The sequence below is a fragment of the Mucilaginibacter sp. UR6-11 genome (assembly GCF_020880695.1).
In the GTDB taxonomy this organism is placed as follows: domain Bacteria; phylum Bacteroidota; class Bacteroidia; order Sphingobacteriales; family Sphingobacteriaceae; genus Mucilaginibacter.
On sequence record NZ_JAJIWO010000004.1, the window covers coordinates 40132 to 65748 of the forward strand.

At 48.6% G+C, this 25617-nt stretch carries 20 protein-coding genes; 17 read left to right on the plus strand and 3 right to left on the minus strand.

Annotated elements, in window-relative coordinates; all coding sequences use genetic code 11:
* Positions 1-9 precede the first annotated feature (9 nt).
* Positions 10-2508 (minus strand): cation-translocating P-type ATPase, encoded by a 2499-nt coding sequence (locus LJ658_RS11035; RefSeq protein ID WP_230546565.1) that lies wholly within the window; start codon positions 2506-2508, stop codon positions 10-12.
* Between the two features lie 313 nt (positions 2509-2821).
* Here LJ658_RS11035 and LJ658_RS11040 point away from each other — a divergent pair, with 313 nt between their 5' ends.
* From LJ658_RS11040 to LJ658_RS11055, 4 genes are all read left to right on the plus strand, one after another.
* Positions 2822-3550 carry a TIGR00730 family Rossman fold protein gene (locus LJ658_RS11040; protein WP_230546566.1) on the plus strand — a complete coding sequence of 243 codons (729 nt, stop codon included), beginning with the start codon at positions 2822-2824 and terminating at the stop codon, positions 3548-3550.
* Positions 3551-3670: 120 nt separating this feature from the next.
* Positions 3671-4102 carry an Hsp20/alpha crystallin family protein gene (locus LJ658_RS11045; RefSeq protein WP_230546567.1) on the plus strand — a complete coding sequence of 144 codons (432 nt, stop codon included), beginning with the start codon at positions 3671-3673 and terminating at the stop codon, positions 4100-4102.
* Positions 4103-4150: 48 nt separating this feature from the next.
* Complete coding sequence (ppsA, locus tag LJ658_RS11050) at positions 4151-6571, plus strand: phosphoenolpyruvate synthase (RefSeq protein WP_230546568.1); 2421 nt, start codon at positions 4151-4153, stop codon at positions 6569-6571.
* Between the two features lie 2 nt (positions 6572-6573).
* Positions 6574-7179 carry an HdeD family acid-resistance protein gene (locus tag LJ658_RS11055; protein WP_230546569.1) on the plus strand — a complete coding sequence of 202 codons (606 nt, stop codon included), beginning with the start codon at positions 6574-6576 and terminating at the stop codon, positions 7177-7179.
* On the opposite strand, the gene LJ658_RS11060 is transcribed toward LJ658_RS11055, so the two are convergent.
* Positions 7176-8627 (minus strand): lipopolysaccharide assembly protein LapB, encoded by a 1452-nt coding sequence (locus tag LJ658_RS11060; protein WP_230546570.1) that lies wholly within the window; start codon positions 8625-8627, stop codon positions 7176-7178. The genes LJ658_RS11055 and LJ658_RS11060 overlap by 4 nt on opposite strands.
* 154 nt (positions 8628-8781) lie before the next feature.
* On the opposite strand from LJ658_RS11060, the gene LJ658_RS11065 reads away from it, so the two are divergent.
* From LJ658_RS11065 to LJ658_RS11080, 4 genes are all read left to right on the plus strand, one after another.
* Entirely contained in the window at positions 8782-9552 is a 771-nt protein-coding gene (locus tag LJ658_RS11065; RefSeq protein WP_230546571.1) for an ABC transporter permease, read from the plus strand.
* 5 nt (positions 9553-9557) lie between these two features.
* Complete coding sequence (locus tag LJ658_RS11070) at positions 9558-10313, plus strand: ABC transporter ATP-binding protein (protein WP_230546572.1); 756 nt, start codon at positions 9558-9560, stop codon at positions 10311-10313.
* Positions 10314-10316: 3 nt separating this feature from the next.
* The gene (locus LJ658_RS11075) at positions 10317-11288 is read left to right on the plus strand and encodes an MlaD family protein (RefSeq protein WP_230546573.1); all 972 of its coding nucleotides are present in this window, start codon (positions 10317-10319) and stop codon (positions 11286-11288) included.
* A 105-nt stretch (positions 11289-11393) separates the two neighbouring features.
* A complete protein-coding gene (locus LJ658_RS11080; protein ID WP_230546574.1) occupies positions 11394-12092 on the plus strand; it encodes a hemerythrin domain-containing protein in 699 nt (232 codons plus the stop codon).
* 24 nt (positions 12093-12116) lie between these two features.
* Here LJ658_RS11080 and LJ658_RS11085 read toward each other — a convergent pair whose 3' ends face one another.
* The gene (locus tag LJ658_RS11085) at positions 12117-12500 is read right to left on the minus strand and encodes a hypothetical protein (protein WP_230546575.1); all 384 of its coding nucleotides are present in this window, start codon (positions 12498-12500) and stop codon (positions 12117-12119) included.
* A 348-nt stretch (positions 12501-12848) separates the two neighbouring features.
* On the opposite strand from LJ658_RS11085, the gene glgP reads away from it, so the two are divergent.
* The 9 genes from glgP to LJ658_RS11130 all read left to right on the plus strand — a co-directional run bounded on the left by glgP (position 12849) and on the right by LJ658_RS11130 (position 25485).
* The gene (glgP, locus tag LJ658_RS11090; RefSeq protein WP_230546576.1) at positions 12849-14498 is read left to right on the plus strand and encodes an alpha-glucan family phosphorylase; all 1650 of its coding nucleotides are present in this window, start codon (positions 12849-12851) and stop codon (positions 14496-14498) included.
* A 24-nt stretch (positions 14499-14522) separates the two neighbouring features.
* Positions 14523-14738, plus strand: a complete 216-nt coding sequence (locus LJ658_RS11095; protein WP_230546577.1) for an SHOCT domain-containing protein — start codon at positions 14523-14525, stop codon at positions 14736-14738.
* Positions 14728-16752 (plus strand): copper-translocating P-type ATPase, encoded by a 2025-nt coding sequence (locus LJ658_RS11100; protein ID WP_230546578.1) that lies wholly within the window; start codon positions 14728-14730, stop codon positions 16750-16752. Before LJ658_RS11095 ends, LJ658_RS11100 begins: the two co-directional genes overlap by 11 nt.
* Positions 16753-16861: 109 nt before the next feature.
* Positions 16862-17647 carry a hypothetical protein gene (locus LJ658_RS11105; protein ID WP_230546579.1) on the plus strand — a complete coding sequence of 262 codons (786 nt, stop codon included), beginning with the start codon at positions 16862-16864 and terminating at the stop codon, positions 17645-17647.
* A 4-nt stretch (positions 17648-17651) separates the two neighbouring features.
* Entirely contained in the window at positions 17652-20228 is a 2577-nt protein-coding gene (gene mgtA / locus LJ658_RS11110) for a magnesium-translocating P-type ATPase (protein WP_230546580.1), read from the plus strand.
* 42 nt (positions 20229-20270) lie between these two features.
* Positions 20271-21674: a L,D-transpeptidase family protein gene (locus LJ658_RS11115; protein WP_230546581.1), complete on the plus strand. Its 1404-nt coding sequence runs from the start codon at positions 20271-20273 to the stop codon at positions 21672-21674.
* A gap of 15 nt (positions 21675-21689) precedes the next feature.
* A complete protein-coding gene (locus LJ658_RS11120) occupies positions 21690-22568 on the plus strand; it encodes a universal stress protein (protein WP_230546582.1) in 879 nt (292 codons plus the stop codon).
* A gap of 44 nt (positions 22569-22612) precedes the next feature.
* Positions 22613-23620: a zinc-dependent alcohol dehydrogenase family protein gene (locus LJ658_RS11125; RefSeq protein WP_230546583.1), complete on the plus strand. Its 1008-nt coding sequence runs from the start codon at positions 22613-22615 to the stop codon at positions 23618-23620.
* 332 nt (positions 23621-23952) lie between these two features.
* Positions 23953-25485 carry a PAS domain-containing sensor histidine kinase gene (locus tag LJ658_RS11130; protein ID WP_230546866.1) on the plus strand — a complete coding sequence of 511 codons (1533 nt, stop codon included), beginning with the start codon at positions 23953-23955 and terminating at the stop codon, positions 25483-25485.
* Positions 25486-25617 lie beyond the last annotated feature (132 nt).

Sequence of the window (25617 nt, forward strand, 5' to 3'; positions counted from 1 at the left end):
TCAGTTAGCTTAATGCCTCCTGCGGTTAATCCACTTAACAACCTCAAACCAGCTTACCGAAATAAAACCTATCCCCGCGCTTATCCCCAGCTGCGCCGGCGGGAGCATCTTAAATTCAAAAAAATCTGCCAGCGGTTTTACATAGATCAACGCAGCGGATAAGGTTAGGGTAAGGCTGATAATGAGCCACATCAGTTTATTTTTATAGCCAACGGTAGTTAACAGGGAGTAATAAAATGAACGGTTAACGAGAGTCAGGAAAATGTTTGCCGAGAGCAGGCAACTAAAAACCATCGTACGTGTCAATTGCTCATTGAGCCCGGCGCTAACGGCATAATTATACGTAAACAAAGTGCCGGCGGTAATAACCAGCCCCTGGATAACACTGGTTATTAACTCTTTCCAGTTAAAAAAAGTTGCGCTGAAAGGTCGCGGCGACCAAAGCATGGTGTTCTTCTCCATCGGCTCATTCTCATAAACGATAGAGCAGGTCGGCCCCATGATCAACTCGAGGAAAATAATATGTACCGGGGAAAATATATTGGGATACACCCATCCCAGCACCAGGGGAATAAACACGGTCAGGATGATCGGGATATGAATAGAGATGATATACTGTATGGCTTTTTTCAGGTTTGCGTAGATGCGCCGTCCCATTGCAATGGCGTCGACCATTTTGGACAGGTCATCCTCCAGCAGGATAAGCGAGGCTGCTTCTTTGGCGATTTCGGTTCCCCGCCTGCCCATAGCAATCCCGATATGTGCGGATTTTAGCGCAGGGCCGTCATTGACACCGTCGCCGGTCATGGCCACTATTTCGCCAGCGGCCTTCAAAACATTGATTATCTTCAATTTAGCATCCGGGAACATCCGGCTGAAAATATTTGTTTTCGCTACCGCCTCTCCAAACTCCTTTTCAGGCAGTGCAAGCAACTCATCCCCGCTAATGCTTTTGTCGCTGCCGCGGAAATTGATTTCCCTTGCAATCGCCTGCGTGGTCAGGGCATTATCGCCCGTCACAATCTTTACCACAATACCTGCTTTATAGAAAGCTTCAAGCACAGCATTAATGTTTTTTTTGGGTGGATCATAGAAAGCGACCAGGCCGGCAAATACAAACTTAAATTCCTGCTGAGTGGCCGGAAAGTCATTGCCGTTAAAGTACGCTTCTGCCACACCCAATACCCGGTAACCATCCGCCGAAAATTTTTTGATCGCGGTTTCTACCGGTCCCTTTTGGTCAGCGCTCAGGCCGGAAACCTTCAGCAGGGCTTCGGGTGCCCCTTTGGCGGCGATAATCCGGGTGCCGTCCCTCCGTTCAAAAATATGGGTCATCATGGGCGGTTTGCCGCTTAAAGGATATTCGTGGGCCATGTGGTAGTCGGGGCGCTCGTCTGCGGCACAGGTACTCCGGTAAGCCTCGTGTAAAGCAACCTCCATCGGATCAAAAGGAATCGGCTCGCTGGCCCACATAGCCAGTCGGATAAGCGCCCTGGCCTGTTCATCAAACGGCCCTTTGGCATCATAAAACTGCCCGGATTGGGCCAGATATATTTTTGCCAGGCTCATCCTGTTTTCGGTAAGCGTCCCTGTTTTATCCGTACAAATCACCGATGCGCTGCCCAACGTTTCAACCGTCTTAATTTGTTTAACCACTACCCCAAGTTGCATCAGCCGCCACGCTCCCAGCGCCATAAATGTTGTAAAAGCAACCGGTATTTCTTCCGGCAGGATACTCATGGCCAGCGTAAGTGCCTTGGTGAGGCTGGCCAGCCAATTGGCCGAATGGAGGTAGTTAATCGTCCAAACGATCACGAAAACAACACTACCGGCAATAACCATTTTTTTCACGAAGTTATTGATCTGCAGCTCCAGCGGCGTTTTCTCAGTTACAATAGCTTCCAGGCTCCTGCCGATCTGTCCTAAGCGGGTTTGGTCGCCAATGGCGGTTACCGTGGCTACGGCAAGTCCGCTGGAGACGGTTGTACCCTGAAAGACTAGGTGGTCGGCCGAAGACGGGTCCTTAAAAACGGGCAGGGACTCGCCGGTCAGCACACTTTCGTTCACAGAAAAGTCGTTTGAGCGCACAATGGTGCCATCGGCCGTAATGGATGTCCCTTCCTCAACCACCAGGCTGTCACCGACGACAAGGTCTTCACTTTTTATACTTGTTACGATACTATTACGGATGACCTTGCATTTTGGCTGGGTAAAATCTTTTAATTTATCCAGCGCTTTGTTGCTCCGTGAATTTTGGAAGAGGGATATCCCGGCGACAAAAACAACAGCCGCAGCCAGAAAGATGGCGTCCCCTTTCTTTCCGCTGATCAAATAGACAACAGCAGTTACCAGGAGTAAAACAACCATCGGCTCACGGGCCAGGTCCTTCAAAGCATCAAGTAAACCGTTGCTTTTTTTTAGCAGGAGGCGGTTAGATCCATATTTCAATCTTGAAGCAACAACCTCCTGCTCCTGCAGGCCACGTATATGGAAATTATTTTCCTCCATTTATCAGATGATTAACCTTCTCAGGGGAACAAAAAAACGGAACCGGGTGCCTCCGGTTCCGTAATGCCAGCAGGCACCGGCCTGAAACCCATGCTGCAGGGTCATTTACCGAAACAGGAATAAATTCCATCCATCGGTTAACCCAAAATTAAACAGTTGCCCACAGGCCGGGCAGAACAGCGATCAATTTTTTTGATGATTCTGGTCATTTAAACTCCCAGGCTCTGAAAAGAATTTAAAGTAATTTGTGACCCCTGTCATAATAATAATAAGGCCGAATAGGCATTTTTGTAGTGTTCTAACCAATCTTGTCATGAGCAACACCAATAAATCCGAGATTATCTTTTTGGAAGGTCCGCAGTCCAGATGGAAAGAGTTGACCTTCGCTTTCGAAACCATGCGCGAGCTGATCCGGGGGTTCCGCGGGCTACACTTTGTGGGGCCCTGTATTACCATTTTCGGTTCGGCACGTTTTAAAGAGGATCACCCCTATTACGGCTTGACACGCCAGGCAGCCGCCACCTTTGCCCGCCTGGGATTTACGATCCTGACCGGCGGCGGCCCCGGATTAATGGAAGCCGCCAATCGCGGAGCGCGCGATGTTGGCGGCCGTTCAGTTGGCTGCAATATCCAGTTGCCGGTTGAGCAGCAGCCCAACCCTTACCTCGATAAATGGATCCGGATGCAACATTTTTTTGTCCGCAAAATATTGCTGGTCAAATATTCCTATGCTTTTGTGGTCATGCCGGGCGGCTTTGGTACGCTGGATGAATATTTTGAGGCCTTAACGCTCATTCAAACCCATAAGATCAAAGATTTCCCGGTTATTATTTTCGGCAAAGAATACCATAAGGAATTGATCGCCCATATCGAACTTATGCAACAGAACGCAACCATCGCCGTGGCCGACAGGTCATTGTTTTTAGTGACCGATGATATCGGGGAGGCCGTCGCCCTGATCAGGGAAAAAAGCATCAAATCATTCGGGCTTCGGCCGGAAGTAAAAATGAAGCCGTTTAAATGGCTTTTTGAACAAAGCTGATGTACATGGTAATCCGGACGTGGAACTGACCTATATCACCATCCGGGATGATCACGATCATAACGCCGGCGTTTCTGTATTGCGAGATTTGGGTTATTAATTCATCAATAAAATAAATCTATGACAACTTTAGTAAAATCAAATCGCTTTCCGTCATTAAGATCAATGATGGAAGATTTCTGGAGCACAGACCGATTTTTCGAGCAGCCATTTACCGACGGTGATTTTCTGCCGGCAGTAAACATCCGTGAAACTAAAAACCACTACAAGCTGGATGTAGCTGTTCCGGGTTTTAAAAAGGACGATTTTAAGATCACTACAGAGGACGGCCTGCTGACCATCAGTGCGGAAACCAGTAAAGAAGAAAATGTGGAAAATGAAAATTATACCCGCAGGGAATTTTCGTCTTCTTCTTTCACCCGTACATTCAACTTGCCCGACAATGCCGACGAGGACGATATCAGCGCCAACTATCACAATGGCTTGCTGGAGATCGAACTCAAAAAAACCGGCAAGAGCAGGACCGCAAAAAAAGAGATCAAAGTTGACTAATAAGTTATCCCCGCAGGCGGGGCCTGCGGGTTTTCTCCCGACAACACTATGGAAAATTTCATCAAAAAATTCAGCGAGACCAGCTTAGCAGATATCAGGGAAGTAGGCGGCAAGAATGCTTCGCTAGGCGAGCTATTTACGCAGCTGACTGCAAAAGGGATCCTTATCCCCAACGGTTTTGCCGTAACTGTAGCCGGCTTCAGGTATTTTATAGAACATAACCAGCTGGAAGATGAGTTACGTAAACTGATGGCGGAGCTGGACCGGGAGAATTTTTCGAATCTGTCCAAAACCGGCGCCAAAGCCCGAAAACTGATCCTGGATGGCGTAATGCCGGGCGACCTGAAAATGGCAATCATTGATGCTTACGATTATCTTTTTGAGCAAACCGAACCCGCGGTAGCGGTACGCAGCAGCGCGACGGCTGAGGACCTGCCGGGTGCCAGCTTTGCCGGGCAGCATGAATCCTATCTGAATATTAAGGGTCACGTAGCGATAGTTGATGCGGTTAAACGTTGTTTTGCGTCGCTTTACACCGACCGGGCCATTAAATACCGGGAAGATAAGGGTTTTGACCATGGCAAGGTCTTTCTTTCCGTAGGTATTCAGCGCATGGTTCGTTCTGATACCGCCTGCTCCGGAGTGGGATTCACGCTCGAGCCCGAATCAGGTTTCCGGGATATCGTACACCTTGCGGGGGTTTGGGGATTAGGTGAAAACATGGTGCAGGGAACGGTTACGCCTGATGAATTCCTGGTTTTTAAACCGTCCCTGAAAAAGAATTTGCGATCCATCATTCAAAAAAACCTTGGCAGCAAAAGCAAAACAATGGTTTATGCTACTACGGATAATGCCGTAAACGCAACCCTGAACCGCGATACCCCCTGGGAGTTGCGCGAACAGTTTGTACTGAGTGATAAGGAAGTTGAAAAGCTTGCCGGCTGGGCACTGATTATAGAGGACCATTATGGCCAGCCGATGGATTTTGAATGGGCGAAAGACGGTGATGACCACAAACTTTATATTATCCAGGCACGTCCGGAAACAGTTCACAGCCAGGAAAAAAAGTTGCTGGTAAAAACCTGCTCGATCATCGAAAAAGGCGAAGAAATTACGCGCGGCGAAGCGATAGGCAATATGATTACCACCGGAACCGCGCGCTTGCTGGCTTCGCCCAGTGAAGCGGACCGCCTCAGGCCCGGCGATATCCTGGTTACCGACATGACCAGCCCCGATTGGGACCCGGTATTGAAAAAGGTATCCGGCATAATCACTAACAAAGGCGGGAGGACCAGCCACGCGGCGATCATTGCCCGCGAGCTGGGGGTAGTAGCTATCGTAGGAACAGAGAACGCTACTGTAAACATCAAAGAAGGAGAAGCGATCACTATCAGCTGCGCCGAAGGAAAAACCGGCTATGTTTACCGCGGGAAACTGAACTGGCGAGAAACCGTTACCGATGCCGGCGCGATAACGCTGCCCGGTACCGTCAAGGCCCAGCTTATCATCGGCGAGCCGGAAAAAGCCTTCCAGCTTTCTCTTTTTCCGAATGACGGCGTTGGCTTGATGCGCCTTGAATTTATTATTAATAACTATGTCCGGGTACACCCGATGGCCCTGATGAGGTTTGAGAAGGTTACCCGCGAACTGGACCGCATCAAAATAACCAACCTGACCCATACTTATCAAAGGAAGGAACAATACTTTGTAGACAAGCTTGCCGAAGGAGTTGCTACCATAGCAGCTGCGTTTTATCCCAAGGAGGTCATTGTACGGATGAGCGATTTCAAATCCAACGAATATGCCGGTCTGATTGGCGGCAGCTACTTTGAACCGCAGGAAGAGAACCCAATGATCGGTTTCAGGGGAGCCTCCAGGTACTACAATGAACATTACCGGGATGGTTTCCGGCTTGAATGTGAAGCGATGAAAGTTGTTAGGGATGAAATGGGCTTTACCAACGTTAAGCTGATGATCCCTTTTTGCCGCACGGTTGAAGAAGGAAAGAAAGTGGTAGATCTGATGGCGTCTTACGGACTTAAACGCGGCGAGAACGACCTGCAGATCTTTGTGATGGCTGAAATACCCGGCAATGTACTCCTTGCCGAAGAATTTGCCCAGGTATTTGACGGTTTTTCTATTGGCTCAAATGATCTTACGCAACTTACACTGGGTATAGACCGCGACTCGTCGCTGATTGCCGGCCTGTTTGATGAACAGAACGCGGCCAGCAAACAACTCATTACAATGATGATTGAAAAGGCCAACAGGCTGGGTAAGAAAGTGGGATTATGCGGCCAGGCGGCCAGTGATTCTGAAGCCTTTACCCGGTTGCTGGTCGAAACTGGCATTGACAGCATATCTTTTAACCCGGATGCCCTGATCAGGGGGATTGAAAATATCAACGCTGCATTAAAAACCGGCAAAAGGCACCACGAGGAGCACCGGGCTACTGTAACCAGTCATTAACTATGAAAACAACAATAACTGAACCGCTGCCAGTTGAAAACCTGCTTATTAAAACCATGCAGGACATCCTGAAAAACTGGTGGTTATTACTAATCGCCGGCCTGCTGCTGGCCGGTTTGGGAGCCTGGATTATCAGGTCCCCGTTTCAATCGTATCTGACGTTGAGCTGGCTGTTTGCAGTTGGTATGATCGGCACCGGGCTGGCAGATATCCTCTTCGCCTGGACCAACCGCCACAGCAAACGCTGGATATGGTGGTTCCTGGCCGGGATCGCCGACCTGGTTATAGGCACTTATCTTTTTAACAACAAGCTGATAACGATTGTTCTTTTACCATTGATAGTGGGCTTATGGACATTTTACAAGGGATTTATGGCCGTTGGCGATGCCTTACATATCCGCGCCTACAACTTCGGCAATTGGCGCCGGCTGTTATTTACAGCCGTATTAGTCGTCCTGATGGCCTCACTCCTGCTTTTATGCCCCGTCGTCGGGATAGAAAATATCTTTTTTTTCAGCGGACTGGCCTTCCTGGCAGCCGGCCTGTTCAGGATTTATCTGGCCTTAAAATTACGCCAGATTGGGCTAAAGCATGGGCGGACTGCTTAATGATCAAGCTTGCTGGATACATTTTTGATCGCCTTATCCAAACTTTCGGCAGCAGATAACAAATGAGATTCGGCGTTACGATACTCCATATACGGGTCTTCGGCTTGTTTGATCACAGACACAATACCCAGGATATTGGAAAGATGCCGACGGACTTCATGTGAATGAATAAATGCCAATTCTTCTTTCTTGGCTATATTTAGCAATTTCTCATAGTACCGCTTTTGCCGTACAGCCCTGTAAAGTATCATCCCTGCAATTGCAATAAAAACAGCCATTGCTATTACAAAAACCAGCCATAATTTTTGCCGCTGATAGTCGCTTTCTCTTTTTAAGTACCATGACCGTGCTTCATCCAGCTTAATTTGCGACGAAACATCCTGTATCTGGGTCAGTCGGTGCGTGTATTCATCATAGGCCATTAAAGCCAAATGATAATTCGCTACAGCCTCCTGATTGGCTCCCTGATCATGCGCTATCCGGGCCAAAAGGCGATAAAGCTGTAGTTTAACTTCAGGGTGGTTATCCTGGCCGGGGACAGCAACTAACCGGCTGAGATGATTTTTGGCAGAATCCAGCTGCCCGGCATTATAAAATGCCTCTGCCAGGTGCTGCTCATCCATTGATGAGTATATATAAGAGGTGTCCAGCTTTAACTTCTTAATTTCGTCAACAGCGTTTGAGTACTGCCTGCTTAATAAAGTTAGATAATACCCTGTACGTTTAGTATAGGTTGGCAGCTTATAAAACGGTTCTTTTGCGGCGGCCAACCGATTATGATAATTCCTAAGAGAATCAGCCCGCCCGGTCCGGAAAAAGTTTTCGGCTTTGTTATACCAGATCACGTATTGCATCCGGGGTTCGTTTAGCCGGCGTTTGTCAAACAGGTACTGTGCCTGGTTAAGGCTGGCTAAAGACTGGCGGTACAACTGGTTACGGTAATAAAGATCTGAAATATTGATAGCGACCAATACGCCCGGGCGTCGTTCAGGGATTAGTAAGGTTTCTTTCTTAGCGAGCCGGAAACTGGCAATAGCCGCGATGGTATTGCCGCGGTTGGTCTGTAAAAAAGCCAAATGACTAAAAAAAGTATATAACAGAAAGTGGTCGCCGGCTTTCCCCGCCTCTTCTATCGCTTTTACCAGGTTAGCCTCGGCCTCATCGAAGTTGCCCGTGCGGCGCTGGTAGATACTTTCCATAAAATAAAAAAAAGCATTTTGGTTCGGCACGTTGTTCTCCCGGAGCACCTCCCGTGTAACAGCCTCCGATTTTTTGAACCGGTCCAGGTCAATGCGATCAAAAGTTTGCAGGATATAGTCCACCAGTTTAGCTTCCCTTTGGGCCGGTTCCGCCTGTACAGACGCAATAAGCGCATCTTGATGCTGTGCTGCGGCAGAAAGTCTCAAACAACCGGATAGTATAAAACATAAATACAATCTTCTGATCATAGGCAGGAATTTTATAAAGCTACACAATGGTTTTAAAATCAAGCCGTGTGCTATGTTTAAAAAATGACTTGTATCACGCCCGCCGGTGCGTGGGGTCATAACCGGCATACATAATTGTCGCTATTTTTATTTTTAGGTTAACAATAACAAAGCCATGCTACCAATCGCAATTATACGAGACTTTTTGGACGAAACGGGTACGCTCGGCCGGTTTACCGGCCGTTTTTTCTCCACAGGCCTCAAACCCCGTTTTGAATTTAAGGAACTATTGAACCAATGCTATATCATCGGATACAAATCGTTACCCCTTATTGCGCTTACCGGATTCATCATGGGGCTGGTACTTACCATGCAGTTACGCCCTTCGCTAGTTGATTATGGCGTGGAATCGCAACTGCCGGTAATGGTGGGCATAGCCATCGTACGGGAGATCGGGCCGGTTATTACCGCGCTTATATTTGCGGGCAAGATCGCCAGCAGCATCGGCGCCGAACTGGGTTCGATGAAGGTAACCGAGCAGATTGATGCAATGGAAGTAAGCGGCACTAATCCTTTTAAGTATCTGGTTGCCACCCGTGCGCTGGCCACCACCCTGATGCTGCCGGTGCTGACCGTGATGGGCGACGCTATTTCGCTGTTGGGTGCCTATATCGGTGTCAATATCCGTTCAGTGACCAGCTTTTATCTTTTTTTTACCCAGATATTCCATAGTCTGACTTTTGGCGATGCCCTGCCCGCCTTCATTAAAACCTTTTTCTTCGGGTTTGCCGTCGGGATGATCGGCTGTTATAAAGGCTATACATCCAGCAAGGGCACCCGGGGCGTAGGCAGCTCGGCCAATTCGGCGGTCGTGCTCTCGTCGGTAGTTATTTTTATCATCGACCTGCTGGCCGTGCAGCTAACCGACCTGTTGGGACTAAATTAAAACCGATGAAAAAATCAACCGACACCGTTTCCAACAGCCCGGCGATTGTTATTGAAAAGCTGTGCAAAAGCTTTGGCGACCATGTCGTCCTGAAGGATTTTTCGCTCACCGTGCAAAAGGAAGAGAATGTGGTGGTGTTGGGTAAATCCGGTTCGGGCAAGTCAGTACTGATTAAGTGTATTATCGGCCTGTTGAACCCGGACAGCGGGAACATATGGGTTTTTGGTGAAAATGTGCCCGAACTGGCTCATGACGCTCTGGATCAGATCCGCGCCAGGATCGGGTTCCTCTTTCAGGGTAATGCTTTGTATGATTCGATGACCGTGCGCGAGAACCTGGAATTTCCGCTGCGCCGCCACTGGATCAATCATTCCCAGAAACAGGTAGATGCACTGGTTATGGAGGCGCTGGAAAACGTGGGGCTGGCGTACACCGTCAATCTGATGCCCGAAGAATTATCCGGCGGAATGCTTAAGCGGGTTGCACTGGCCAGGACCATGATCCTTAAGCCGGAGGTGATCTTATATGACGAACCGACAACGGGCCTGGACCCGGTAACCGCCAGGGAGATTGACAACCTGATCCTGAAACTTCAGAAAAAGTACCATACTTCGTCCATTATCATTACCCATGATATGAACTGTGTTAAAAACACCGCCGACCGGGTGGCCCTCCTGCTGGACGGCCACTGTTATGCACAGGGAACCTATGCAGACTTTGAACAGTCGGCAGATCCAAACATTCACCAATTTTTTGAATAAACTATGGCAAAACAGGGAGAAAATAATATTAAACTAGGCTTATTCGTACTGGCAGGACTGTTCGTGCTGATATTTTCCTTTTACCTGATAGGTAAAAATCATAGCCTATTTGGCAGCAATTTCAGGATCAGGGTTCGTTTTTCAAATCTGAACGGGTTAACGGAAGGTAGTAATGTACTGTTCTCGGGCATCCAGGCAGGCACTGTAAACACCATAAACATGATCAACGACACGACGATAGAAGTGACGCTGCTGATTGATGACAAGGTTGGCTCTTTCATCCATCGTAACGCTATTGCGGCTATAGGCACAGAGGGACTGATGGGCAACAAGATAGTCAATATCGTCCCTGCCAAAACACCCGGCGCAGCTATTACTGAAGGGGATTTGCTGGCTGCGCAAAAAATAGTCAACACCGATGAGATGCTGCAGACCTTGTCAAAAACCAATAATAATATCGCCCTGATCTCGGAGGCGATCAAGGGAACGGTCCTTAAAATTAACGGCAGCGCGCTGATGGATTTGCTCAACGATCAACGCATCGGCAGCAGCCTGCGTTCATCACTAAAACATATAGATAAAGCAGCGGGCAACGCCATGCAGATCACCGCGGGATTGGACGAACTGGTTGCCGGCATTAAAAAAGGAAAGGGTACCGCCGGCGCCCTGCTATCAGATACCGCTGTCGCGCGCAATTTGCAGGCGGCGATGTTTAAGATCAGGAAGGCAAGTGACAATGCAGATCAACTGACCGCCCATCTCAACAACCTGGTGCAAACCCTTGACCGGCAACTGAACCGGGGCAACGGCTCCCTGCAGGTACTTTTGCGCGATTCGGTATTCGCCAGAGATCTGAAAACGACAATGGATAATCTGCAGAAAGGGACCTCGGGATTTAACCAGAATATGGAGGCGCTTAAGCATAATTTTCTGTTCAGGGGCTATTTCAAAAACAAGGAAAAGGAAAAGCATTAATAGCATTCCCCAAATAGTCCCGGAATTCACTGCTTGCCGGATAACTTATCGCTATTCCCTAAAACAAGAAAGGCAGCGAATGGTTCCTTTTAAAAAAGAACGACCATGAAAAACCAGCAAAGTGACAGCCGCAGGGATTTTTTAACCAAAACCGGAATACTGGCAGCATCCGGCCTGGCGGTGACTATGGTAAACTCCTGCGGATCAGAAAAAGGCGGCGATGATGACGTAACAACAAACGAAGACCTGATGAGGGAACATGGTGTCCTAAAAAGGATCCTCTTAGTTTATAACGAAGCTTCCTCACGATTAATAACAGGTAAAGATCTTAATGTATCGCTCATCGGGAAATCTGCCGATCTGATTAAAACATTTATCGAAGATTATCACGAGAAACTGGAGGAAGACCACTTATTCCCACGTTTCGAAAAAGCAGGCCAGCTTACGGAGCTGACCAAAACCTTGCGCATACAACATCATAAAGGTCGCTTATTAACGCAACGAATTATCGTTAACGCAAAAAAACCAAATCCGACAGCTGATGAGAAAAAAATGATGGCAGCAGACATGCAGGCCTTTGTTCGCATGTACAACCCCCACGAAGCGAGGGAAGATACAGTATTGTTTCCGGCGCTGCATAAGCTGATCTCTAAACATGAATACGACTCAATGGGAGAGGATTTTGAGCGGAAGGAAAAAGAACAGTTTGGCGGCGACGGGTTTGATATGGCTTTAGATAAGGTAACACGAATTGAAAAGGCCATGAATATTTACGACCTCAATTTATATACCCCCGATATATAACCGCCCCCGCGGGTTCAATAGAACTTACATCCATTCTGCAGCAAAGCGGTTAAACTCGTGACGCAGGTCATTGAATATCCGCTCTTCGTTCAGGTAGCGCTCATGGATGCGGTTGTGTTGGGCAACAACGTCTTCGTTAACCATACTGCCGGTAACTAATAGTTCTGCCTCAATAGCCTGGTCATTAGCATGAATATCATGTTTCAATTCATCAAGGTAATTCCCATGGATCAGAAATTGGTTCTGAAAATGTTCTACTTGTTGCTGAACTTCCTTTGCCGTATTATCCGAAGAAATTTCTTCCAGACGCTCCTGCAGGATAGTCAGTTCCTGTTTATAAAATGCGATGCCTCTCAAACCATCATTGTTCAGGTTCTTGATATGTTTAATGTTGATGTAATTTTTCATATCACAAGATTACGGAGGGCTTCGCTTTGGCAAAATGACCGACGGCAGCCGTGAAAGTGATGCTGGTCACGTTCTTATTTTATCAGGGGTTTCCTGGCATATCCCTTATCTGCGTCCGGCCATGATCTGTTAATGACCGTCATCATTTTTTTTGAACCGGCCCCATCATTTTATGCGCCTGGTAATTATTCTATTTTTACTGGCGCAAAGATTTATTTCAACGGCATCGGTGAAATGGAGTAGCAACCCGATGAGTAGCTACGTATCATCCGGCTCTTCCGGACTGAAGCTCAGCCTCTAAGGGAAAATGTAAAGTTTTAAGTGTAAATACTTGCTAAAACACTGATAATGACTAAAGATGAAATTTTCGGCTACACGCCGGATGAGAAATATGGCACCGGTGTCGCTTACTTTTCAATGGAGTTTGCTATTGACCAGGCACTGAAGATCTATAGCGGCGGACTGGGATTTTTATCGGGTTCGCATCTGCGCAGCGCCTATAACCTGAAACAAAATCTCATCGGGATCGGCATATTGTGGAAATACGGCTATTATGACCAGGGAAGAGAAGGTAACGGCCTGATGAAGCCGGAGTTTATTGAAAAGGACTATTCGTTCCTGCAGGATACCGGCATTATGTTCGCAGTAAACGTGCACGACGCGCCGGTGCAGGTTAAGGCCTGGCTGTTAAAACCCGAAACCTTTGGCACGGCCCCGCTGTTTTTATTGAGCACGGATGTTCCGGAGAATGATGAGCTTTCCAGATCTATAACGCATATTTTGTATGATTTTAATGAGGCCGCCCGGATTGCGCAAACCATCGTCTTAGGGATAGGTGGCGCTACGCTGTTAGATATTTTAGGGATCGAACCTGACGTTTATCATATGAATGAGGGCCACGCCGTTTCGCTCAATTTTTACCTGCTGGCTAAATATAAAAGTCTCGAAGCAGTAAAAAAAAGGGTTGTCTTTACCACCCATACCCCGGAGATGGCGGGTAACGAAGCCCATACCTACAGCCTGCTCAAAGAAATGTCGTTTTTTTGCAACCTGCAGGAACAAGAGGTCAGGTCCCTGCTTGGCCTGAATGGCGATTATTTTAATTATACGCTCGCGGCCCTTAAATTTTCACGTAAAGCAAACGGGGTATCTCAAATACATGGCGGGGTTGCCCGCCAGATGTGGGGCAGCAATCCCGGCATTTGTGAAATTATTTCCATCACCAACGCCCAAAATGAAGTTTATTGGAAAGATACAATACTGGATGAAGCGATTATAGCCAATCGGGACGAGGCGATAATCAGCAGGAAAAAAGAACTTAAACGCGACTTGTTTAAAGTTGTAGCCGACCAATGCGGTAAGCTTTTTAAGGAGGACATAATAACCATTGTCTGGGCAAGGCGGTTTGCCGGTTATAAACGGGCCGACCTGCTGATGCAGGATTGGGAAAGATTTACGGCCCTGGTTAACCAAACAGCCTCACCGGTGCAAATCATCTGGGCGGGAAAGCCGTACCCGGAAGATTCGGACGGTATTTGGCAATTTAACCAGATTATCACCAGGGCAAAACCATTTGCCAATTGCGCAGTGCTGACAGGATACGAGCTCGGCTTATCCGCTCTTTTGAAAAAGGGGTCGGATGTCTGGCTCAATAATCCGCGGATGTATCATGAAGCCTCAGGTACCAGCGGAATGACCGCTGCTATGAATGGCAGCATCAACCTGACTATGCCCGATGGCTGGGTGCCTGAATTTGCCCGCGACCGGGAAAACTGTTTTGTGATTGCACCGGCGCCAGCGAATTTATCCGAAGCTGAAATGGACCTGCAGGAAAACAGGAACCTGATGGACACGCTGGAAAAACTGGTATTGCCAATATACTACCATGACCGGCCGAAATGGCTGTCTGTCCTGAAGAAAGCTGCTGCGGATGTTGTGCCTGCTTTTGAAGCAGGTCGGCTGGCAGATGAATATTATATAAAAATGTATAACTCGTAATCGTTAATTTTAAATTTAAAGACCATGTTTTACAGCTATTATTTTGGAGGAATGCACCTGATATGGTGGTTCCTGTGGATGATGTTACTGTTCTGGATATTTGTTACCCCCTATGACATACCGGGACAGCGAAGAAAAAAAGACACTCCGCTGGATATTTTAAAAAAGCGCCTGGCTTCAGGAGAAATCACTCCGGAAGAATACCGGGAAAAGAAAAGTATCATTGAAAATGACAAGTAAACCACAGTTGGCTCATGAACATGCCGGGCATAGCGCGCATGCCGGCATGGCCCATGAGCAAATGGGCCACTCCCATCACGCAATGATGATTGCCGACTTTAAAAAGCGGTTTTACATCGTACTGGTGCTTACTATTCCGGTGATGATGCTGTCCATGCAGATCCAGCAATGGCTGCACCTGGACATCTACTTTGCCGGTTTACGCTATGCGCTGTTCGGACTGTCAACAACTGTGTTTCTGTATGGCGGCTGGCCTTTTCTGACCGGCTGGCTAAGCGAGCTGAGGTCCAAGAATCCGGGTATGATGACCCTGATCGGCTTTGCCATTACCGTTGCCTATGCCTACAGTACGGCAACTGTTTTTGGCTTAAAAGGCATGGACTTCTTCTGGGAACTCGACACACTGATCCTGATCATGCTCCTTGGGCACTGGATCGAAATGCGGTCGGTGATGGGCGCATCAAAAGAACTGGAGCTATTGGTACAATTAATGCCGGCAGAGGCGCATATGGTGATGCCCGATATGGTTCATGAGGTAAGGACCGATACGTTGAAGGCAAATGATGTTATTTTGGTTAAACCCGGTGAAAAAGTTGCTGCTGACGGTATTATTCTGAATGGCGAAAGCTATCTGAATGAATCAATGCTGACAGGCGAATCCAGGCCGGTTTATAAAGGTACGGGCGATAAGGTGATCGCCGGATCTATAAACGGAAACGGTTCATTTATGGTTACCGTATCCCATGCTGCCAAAGACTCGTACCTGTCGCAGGTGGTTAAACTGGTAAATGAAGCCCGCGAATCAAAATCAAAGACCCAGTTACTGGCAGATACTGCTGCCAGATGGCTAACCATTATTGCGTTGGCTTCGGGCATCAGCACCTTTTTATACTGGTACTTAACCGGTCAAACTTTAGCTTTCGCTATGGAAAGAATGGTCACCGTCATCGTTATTTGCTGCCCGCATGCCCTGGGCCTGGCAGTGCCGCTGGTGGTCGCCCGCTCAACCGCTTTATCGGCCAAACACGGCCTGCTGATCAAAAACCGGACAGCTTTTGAAAACGCCCGAAAGATCACCACCATTGTATTTGATAAGACCGGAACCCTAACGGTAGGGAAATTTGAGGTATCAAAAATAGTTTCATTACAAAAAAACCTGACTGAAGAAGAACTGGTACGCCTGGCTTCGGCCTTAGAACAAAACTCCGAACACCCCATCGCAACCGGCATCCTGCAAAAAGCAAAAAACTTAAAGATCAACATCCCCCAAACAACTGCTTTTAAAGCCATAACCGGCCAGGGTGTTGAAGGTACGGTTGACGGTAAAAAGATCATGGTTGTTAGTCCGGGTTATTTAATTGAAAAAAAGTTAGCGGTACCCGGGGCTTTTGCCCCCGATGATACAGAAACGGTTGTATTGATACTGATTAATAATGAACTAGCCGGCTACATCGCTTTGTCGGATGAATTACGTCCGGAATCTGCAGAAGCTATTAAGATCCTGAAAAAAGAAAACATCAAATCTATCCTGCTTACTGGTGATAACAGAAAAGTAGCAGAAAGCGTCAGTAAGACCTTAAACATGGACAGTTTTATTGCCGGGGTCCTTCCCCATCAAAAACTCGAAAAGATCAAAGCGCTGCAGGCTGTGGGCGAATTTGTGGCAATGACCGGCGATGGCGTAAATGATGCCCCGGCGCTGGCACAGGCGGATATCGGGATTGCGGTAGGCTCGGGCAGCGATATCGCAGCCGAAACCGCCGGGATCGTGCTCGTTAACAGCAACCCAAAGGATATCGTGAGTTTGATCCTGTTTGGCAAAGCAACGTACCGTAAAATGATCCAGAACCTGGCTTGGGCCACGGGCTATAATGTGATCGCCCTGCCGCTGGCTGCGGGCGTGCTCTACCATCAGGGTGTGGTTTTAAGCCCGGCCGCCGGCGCGGTGCTCATGACGGTAAGTACGGTGGTTGTGGCTATTAATGCCGGGTTACTGCGGGTGGCAAAAAGTTAAATTACAGCTCTGGCAAACTGATCATAAACAATTTATTTGATGACGGCGGTCAGTGATTATCCGGCCAATACTCCCCAGCTTTACTGTACGGAAAAAACGTTCTGTTAGCATGGGAAGGATTCTTTTTATCGATGACAATTTACCCGGGAACAGCGCCGCGCTGACGTGCGCCGTTTCCCTTGCCGGCAGGATGGGTTCTCATTTACTGAAAGCGCGTACCGCTAAACCGAAAGACGTTAAAAAAGAAAAAGTAACCGCCGGAAATATCAATAGCCAGGCGCTAATACAGCCCGTAGCCGGCTTGCCGGAAGCAAATCGGGCCGGGCCGGGCGAAATCGATATTTCAGGGTGGAGCCTGCAGGAAGCTGCAGATCTGATCAACAAGGGGGATATCACGTTAATTGTAAAGTGCGTAGCTGAATACAGGGCGCCCGGATCCTTAGACCCCGGTACACTGCTGAACCATATCCATTGTCCGCTTTTGCTGATACCTGCTAACTGGTCATTCAAAGACCCGGAACGTATCGTCTACCTGGCCGATCTGCGTTATTGCCGTACCGATATTGTCCGTTACCTGGCCGCCTTAGCTGCCGCCTGTCGGGCAGACCTGTCAGTTGCACACTTGACGAAGGAAGATTTGGTTCATATCGATGAAAGTTATGCGCACTGTCTGTTTGAGGAACAGGTTCGCCGGCAAGTGAAGTATCACCGGCTGAGTTTTAATTATACCCGTGAAAGGGACCTGATCAAGGCGGTGGATGTATTGACCAACGGGATGCGCCATGACCTGCTGGCACTGACCAGGAACCGCTATCATTTTAACAAACTCGTTGGGCGGGAGCTAGACAAGCTGCCATCCCATATCCAAATCCCGTTACTTATTTTTCCAGGCTGAGCCGATGCTTATGATAAAAGAGACGTCCATTATCCCCGGTGACAGTTATTGTCACCTTAGCCAAACGGAAGCCTTCTCTCTCCTGGATTGCGGTGAACAGGGCCTTACTAATGCGGAAGCTCGTAAACGACTCAAAAAATATGGCCCCAATACAATCCGGGCCAATGCGGGCAATTCCGGGTTCCGTTTGTTCCTGTCGCAGTTTAAAAGCCCGATAACATTGCTGCTCATCATCGCGGCATTATTATCAGCAGGTTTGGGCGATGTGGTCGATACACTAATTATCCTGGTGATTGTGCTCATCAGCAGTTTCCTTGGTTTCTGGCAGGAAAGAGGCGCAGCAAATGCTGTCAGGGCACTGTTAAAACTGGTTCAACTCCATTGCGACGTGTTAAGGGATGGGGTAAAAATAGCTATCCCGGTAGAAACGGCCGTCCCCGGGGATATCGTCATTTTAGCGGCCGGCGACATTATACCCGGCGACAGCCTGATCCTGACATCGCAGGAACTGTTCACGGACGAAGCGGCGTTTACCGGAGAAACTTATCCGGTTGAAAAGAATGCCGGCATATTGCCGCAGGATACACCGCCAGCCAAAAGAAGCAACACTTTGCTGATGGGCGCCCACGTAATCAGCGGAAAGGCTACCGCACTGATCATCAGGACAGGGCAGCAAACCGAATTCGGTAAAATATCTACCCGCCTGGCCGCCGCCGCGCCGTTAACCGATTTCGAAAATGGTATCCGCAAATTCGGTTATATGCTGATGGAGGTTACGTTGTTGCTGGTAATTATTATTTTCGCTATCAACGTATTCCTGCATAAGCCGGTGCTTGACTCCCTGTTGTTTTCGCTCGCGCTCGCCGTCGGGCTGACCCCACAGCTACTACCCGCCATTATTAGTGTGAACCTGGCCACCGGGGCCCGGCGGATGGCTGCCCGGGAGGTCATCGTCAAACGACTCGCGTCGATAGAAAATTTCGGCAGTATGGATATCCTTTGTTCAGATAAAACGGGTACGATCACCGAAGGTAAAGTGACTTTGAAAGATACCCCGGGCGCCGACGGTAAACACAGTGAAAAAGTGTTGCTATATAGCCGGCTGAATGCTTCGCTGCAACAGGGTTTCCATAATCCGATTGATGAGGCGATTTGCCTGGGCTATAAGAAAGAAAACACTTCCTATCGCGTTCAAACCGAGATCCCTTATGATTTTATCCGTAAAAGGCTGACCATACAGATAAGCAACGCAAAGGAAAACTTCTGCATAACCAAGGGCGCACTTAGCGTTATCCTGAATATCTGCAGCCGGGTGGAAGAGGCCAACGGAAAGATCAGTGACATAGCCGCGCGCAGGGCTGATCTGACAGCCCGATATGAGGAGCTAAGCAAAGCGGGGCTCCGGACATTAGGCGTGGCTTATAAAACAACTGATCCGGCCCGGGATTTTACGAAAGAAGAGGAAAAAGACATGATCTTCCTGGGTTTTATTACTTTATTTGACCCACCGAAGGCCAATATAGCCGCCACTATCCGGCAACTGGATGACCTGGGTGTCAAACTCAAGATTATTACCGGCGACAATGCCCAGGTCGCCAAAAGCCTTGCTTTGCAAATCGGGATGAAAAACCCGAAAATACTCTCCGGAACTGCGCTCCAAAAGATGAGCAATACCGCGCTGCTCCACCAGGCGCCGCTGACCCATATATTTGCGGAGGTAGAACCCAACCAGAAAGAGCGTATAATTTCGGTATTAAAAAGAGCCGGCCATGTTGTTGGATTTATGGGTGATGGGATCAATGACGCCCCGGCGCTGCATACGGCAGATGTGGGGATCTCGGTGGATACGGCAGTCGACGTGGCTAAAGAAGCCGCGGACATCGTTTTGCTCAGCCGCAATCTAGATGTCCTGGCCACAGGTATCATGGAGGGTCGGAAAACTTTTGCCAATACGTTGAAATATATCTTCATGGCAACCAGCGCAAATTTTGGCAACATGTTCAGCATGGCCGGCGCTTCGCTGTTCCTGCCTTTCCTGCCGATGTTACCCAAGCAGATCCTGCTCACCAACCTGCTGACCGATCTTCCTGAAATGTCCATCGCCACCGACCGGGTCGACAAGGTAAATATTATGGCCCCTCAACGCTGGGATCTCGGCTTTATAAAGCGCTTCATGATCATTTTCGGCTTATTGAGCTCGGTATTTGACTACCTGACATTTGGCATACTGCTTTTAGTTTTACATGCTGACGAAAAAACCTTTCGGACCGGATGGCTGGTGGAATCGGTCATCTCCGCAACCCTCATCGTCCTGGTGGTACGCACCCGCCTCCCCTTTTTCAGGAGCCTGCCCGGCCGTTATCTTTTCGGCACTACCCTCCTGGTGATCCTGTTTGTATTAACGCTTCCCCTTACACCTTTGGCTAATTGGTTTGGTTTTATCCGCCTGCCTGTGTCCTATTATGGCTGGATGCTGCTGATCCTGGCAGCTTATATGGTTTCGGCAGAGTTGGCCAAGCGCTGGTTCTACCGGCGGATCGTAGACAGATCAAACCACCGGGTGACCAAGGTCATTATTTAATTACCTGATCTGTTGCAATTTTGTATTATAAAAATTGCTGTCATGAAAAAATTCGTCCTGCTGCTATGGTTACTGGTCCTGGCTACCGGCGTTAGTACGTGTCAGGACCTGCCGGCAGAAATCCGTCGTCAGTTAAATGCCGGAGATGAGGCAGTTTTATTTTATCCAAAAAGTGTTAAACGATTTTACGAACAGGTAGGTTTTAATCCCGCCTGGATCAAGCCACAGAACGGCGCCGGCCCCGCATGGCAAGCCATGCTCTTGCTGGATTGCGTGTTACAGTACGGGCTGGCGCATGATGACTATCACCCAAAGGTACTGTTATACGATCAGCTGCACGCTATTTTAGATACTCCCGGAAAAGTGGATATCAGCCAGCAGGCCAGGTTTGATATCCTGTTGACCGACGCTATCATTACCCTGGTAAACAACCTGCATTTCGGAAAATTAAATCCCGAATTCCCAGCCGCGGGTATTGACGCCGGAAACATGAACAGCTTCAGGGCAGAAGCTACGCTGCAGTTGGCCCTACAGCAAAAAAAAGGTTACAGTTTTTTGGCGACTGTAGAAAGCGTACAACCAAAATCAAAAGCCTACCAGGACCTGCAACACCGGATGCGACTGGTTACGGGCCTATATACAGGGGATTGTTACGAAGTGCCCGAAAGGGATATCAGGATCATGGCCATTAACCTGGAACGCTTAAGATGGGCAAATATGGTAGATAGCAGCTATATACAGGTCAATATACCCGCCTATACCCTGCAGTTTGTCCGGCCTGATACCACGTATACGTTCCGGGTTGCTGTAGGTAAAGCCGGCAGTCCTACGCCGGCCTTCAACAGCGCAATCAGCTATTTAACAACCGCACCGGATGTGGTTTTGCTGCAGGATGTATTCCGGAATACTATTTTACCAAATGCCTTAAAGGATTCGAACTACCTCCGGGACAATCACATCGCGATTTATGATAAAAAAGGTAAATTTATTGTGGTCGACAAAATGACGCTGGCAGATATCGCAGAACATCCCGGCGACTACCGGGCACGGCATGGTTCCGGATGTGACCTCGGGCAGGGCGACCTGGCGTTTCATTTGTCAAATTCATCCAAAACAGATCTGCATGATATGCCAAAAACAGATTTTTTTAATCAAAACGACAGGGCCATCACCACCGGATGTATCTGGGTAGACGATGCTGAAAAACTAGCCACCCTGATGTTAAAACATGATGGAAGAGAAAATGAGGCGGCAATTCTTCGCAAGGCAATGTCAAGCTATAAACGAAAAACTTTTATCCTCCAAAAACAGGTGCCGCTAAAGGTCACTTATTTAACCTGTGCGGTGAAAAATGGCGAACTGATCTTCCATAAAGATATTTATAATCTCGACAAAAGCCTTGAAATGGCTTTGTATAATGTCAAACAAAATCTGGTAATGCGTTAGCTTAATTGACAATAAATGAAAACGATTTTAGTACCCACAGACTTTTCGGCAGCGGCGGATAATGCTGGTCGTTACGCGCTGCAGTTAGCCAAAAGCCTGCATACCGGCATCCGGTTGGTCCATGCCTTTAAAGTTCCTATTGAAGTACCAGGGGCAGCTCAGGTGGCTTGGCCATTGGAGGATTACAGCTCGATCAAAAAACAGGTCACAGAAGACCTGAGTTTTTTGTCCGGGAAACTGGAACAGGAAGAGCGGGAGGGCTCCGCTACCGGCTCCTACCATCCGGTGGTAAGCTACGATAGCGCAGTTGGTACGGTCAAAGACATCGTCAGGAACCAAATGGACGAACAACAACTTAACCTGGTAGCGATGGGCATGTCCGGAGAGGGCGGGCTCAGTCGTTTTTTCCTGGGCAGCCAGAGCCGGGACCTGATTGACGCCGCGCCATTCCCTGTCCTGCTGATCCCTAAAGAAGCGCATTTTGTGCCGATCCGGAAAATTGCTTTTGCAACTGATCTGAGCCTTGAAGACGTCGAAGTGATCCATTCACTGGTAAGCCTGGCACGGTACCTGAATGCTGAAATACTGATCGCGCACTGTGCAGACGAAAAGTATGCGTCCGACGGTCATGTACGGGAAGCTAAAGATTTTTTAGCAGAAATAACCGAAAAGGCCGGCTATGACCATATCTATTACCGGCACGTAAAAAGCATAGATGTTGAACACGGGCTTGACTGGCTTTCAGAACATGGCCAGATAGATATCCTGTCAATGGTTCATCATCCGCGGCATTTCCTTGCCAAACTATTAACCGGCAGCCATACCCAGGCTATGGCCCGCCATGTTCACATCCCGCTGCTGGTATTTCCACCGGGGTATTGCGCTGCATTTTAAAACAACAAGAGGTAGTTACTTATAATTACAGCTGCAAATAAGTCATGACCTACCCGGATCATATGCATGCCATGGTGCTTAAAAAGACCGGCGGGCCGCTTGTTTATCAACAGGTGCCCGTACCCCGGCCTGATGATCACCAGGTGCTGATTAAAATATTAGCCTGCGGGATTTGCCGTACCGACCTCCATATCCTGGATGGAGAACTGGACCGGCCCAAACTGCCGCTGATCCCGGGTCACGAGATCGTGGGGACGGTAGTCAAAACGGGCGATGCGGTTAAAGGGCCTAAACCCGGGCAACTGATTGGTGTCCCGTGGCTGGGCTATACCTGCGGGCAATGCAGGTTTTGTAAACAGGGCATGGAGAACCTGTGTGATAATGCCTTATTTACCGGTTATACAATTGACGGCGGCTATGCCGAATATACGGTATCCGACGCCCGCTTTTGCTTTGTGCTGGATGAGCGCTATCATCAGCCAGGTTCGGCGCCGTTATTATGTGCCGGGCTGATCGGTTTCCGCTCCTACCGCATGATCATGCCCACGGCAAAAAATATCGGGATGTATGGTTTTGGCACAGCGGCACATATCCTGGTTCAGATAGCGGCGGCACAGGGAAAAAAAGTATTTGCACTTACCCGCGACGGGGATATCCGCGCACAGGAGTTCGCAAAAAAGATGGGAGCCTTTTGGACCGGCGGGAGTTCTGACAGTCCACCGGAAATGTTGGATGCAGCCATTATTTTCGCCAGCGCCGGCGAACTGGTTCCCAAGGCGTTGAAAGATGTAGGTAAGGGCGGTCAGGTAATCTGCGGCGGTATCCATATGAGTGACATCCCGGCCTTTTCCTACGACCTCCTCTGGGGCGAACGATCAGTCAGGTCGGTGGCTAATCTGACACGTCAGGACGGGCTGGACTTTTTTTCTGTACTGAAGGACGTTTCGGTACATACCCAAATTCAACTTTTTAAGCTCTCAGCAGCCAACGAGGCTATCGCCGGTTTCCGAAATGGTGAAGTCACCGGCGCAGCGGTTTTGGTGATGGATTGAGGGAAAATATTAACCGTTTATCTTCATGTCACTCCGCTTTCCGGCCCTTTTTGCAGTGAAAAAAAATATACGCATCTTAATTTAAGCATACTTTATCAGTGCGAATCCCGTTTTTATTAAACAGGAATATATTTTTGTTATACAACTTGTTGGAATAATAATATATACCTAAATTTGATAGGATAATTGCTGCCAGTATAGCGAATCTTTGATCATAGCCCCGGCAACCCGGCGTGACGGTACGCCAGCGACAGCGCTAGTAATAATTTTAAATTATGTTATCAAATAATTTTAAATTAGCGCCTAAACGTAAAAGACTTCCGGCCATGACGATGACCGAACACCGAATCTCTCTGCTCAACTTTTATGAACAGTTGCCGGTCGCAGTTTATGTCTGCAACCGCAATGATGAACTGGTGGAATACAACTTGGCGGCAGCATCCCTGTTCGGCGTGACGCCATTAACCGGCAGCAGGGATTGGTATCCGTCTTTCAAAATACTCGACCATGAAGGGCACCAGATCGGTACCGGTCACAGACCGGTAACAAACGCGATTAAGACAAATCCTGGAAGTCACCGGCGGGAACTTCGCTTCCGGCTGCCGGATGGTACTGACCGGTATATCCTGGTTTCCTCGGTAGCGATCCGCGATGGGGCCGGCGATTATGACGGCGCCATCCATACACTTAGTGATATCACTGCACAGCACAGTTCAGAAAGTCAGCAGTCTCTGCTGGCCGCTATCGTCGATTCATCCGAGGACGCCATTATAGGCAAGGACCTGGATGGGAACATAACCAGTTGGAACCGGGGCGCTGAACGCATATTTGGCTATACCGCCGCCGAAGCTATTGGGCAACACGTCAACCTGATCATTCCCGAAGAGCGGCTGGCGGAAGAAACCCGGATCATTAAGGCTATCCGTGAAGGCAAAAAGGTGGAACATTTTGAGACCATCCGGCGGACAAAGGCCGGGAAGGCTATTCCGATCTCACTAACGATTTCACCCGTGCGCGACGCTTCGGGCCGGATCACCGGCGCATCTAAAATCGCCCGCGACATCACCCGGCAGAAACAGGTTGAGGAACAGGTTATCGCCTATACCAGCCACCTCGAAGATATGGTTGCACAACGCACTGCTGAACTTGACCAGGCTCTGCAAAAAGAGCGGGAACTGGGTCAGTTAAAAAGCCGCTTCGTATCCATGGCCTCTCATGAGTTCCGGACGCCGCTTAGTTCAGTTAAACTTTCAGCCTCGCTTATTGAGAAATATGCCCAACCCTATGCAGACCAGCATATCGCCAAACATGTCAGCAAAATCAAGAACTCCGTTAATGACCTCTCGGCGATCCTGGGCGATTTTCTGTCGCTGGAAAAACTGGAATCCGGGAAGATCAACGTTTCACTGACCGAATTCGACCTGCCGGAATTTTGCCAGGAAACCACTGGCGAAATGCAGTTGCTGGCCAAGCCGGGGCAACAGATGGTTTACAGGCATTCAGGGACATCAGACCGCGTAATACTTGACCAGCACTTACTCAAGAACTGCCTGCATAACCTTTTGTCTAACGCGATCAAATATTCCGGCGAAAACACACTCATCCGCCTGGATACGGAACTCAACACGGAGGAATGCCGCCTGTCAGTAGCTGACCAGGGGATCGGTATTCCGGAAGCGGATAAGCCACATTTGTTCAGCGCCTTTTTTCGCGCGGGCAATACCGGTACCATCCAGGGTACAGGGCTTGGACTGAATATTGTTGCCCGTTATGCTAGTCTGATGGGCGGATCGGTCGATTTTGAAAGCCGGTGCGGGCAGGGTACCACGTTTAGCTTATATTTTCCGCAACCGCCGTACCAATAAACGAAAATCCCCCGGAAACTTCCATAAGTACCTTGTCCCTGGCCCGGCTCTTGCCACAGATGCAGGTTCTGAGCAGCAGCAGCTTTTCACGTGATCCCGATCATTCATTTTCACCGGCCAGCCTGCGATCTT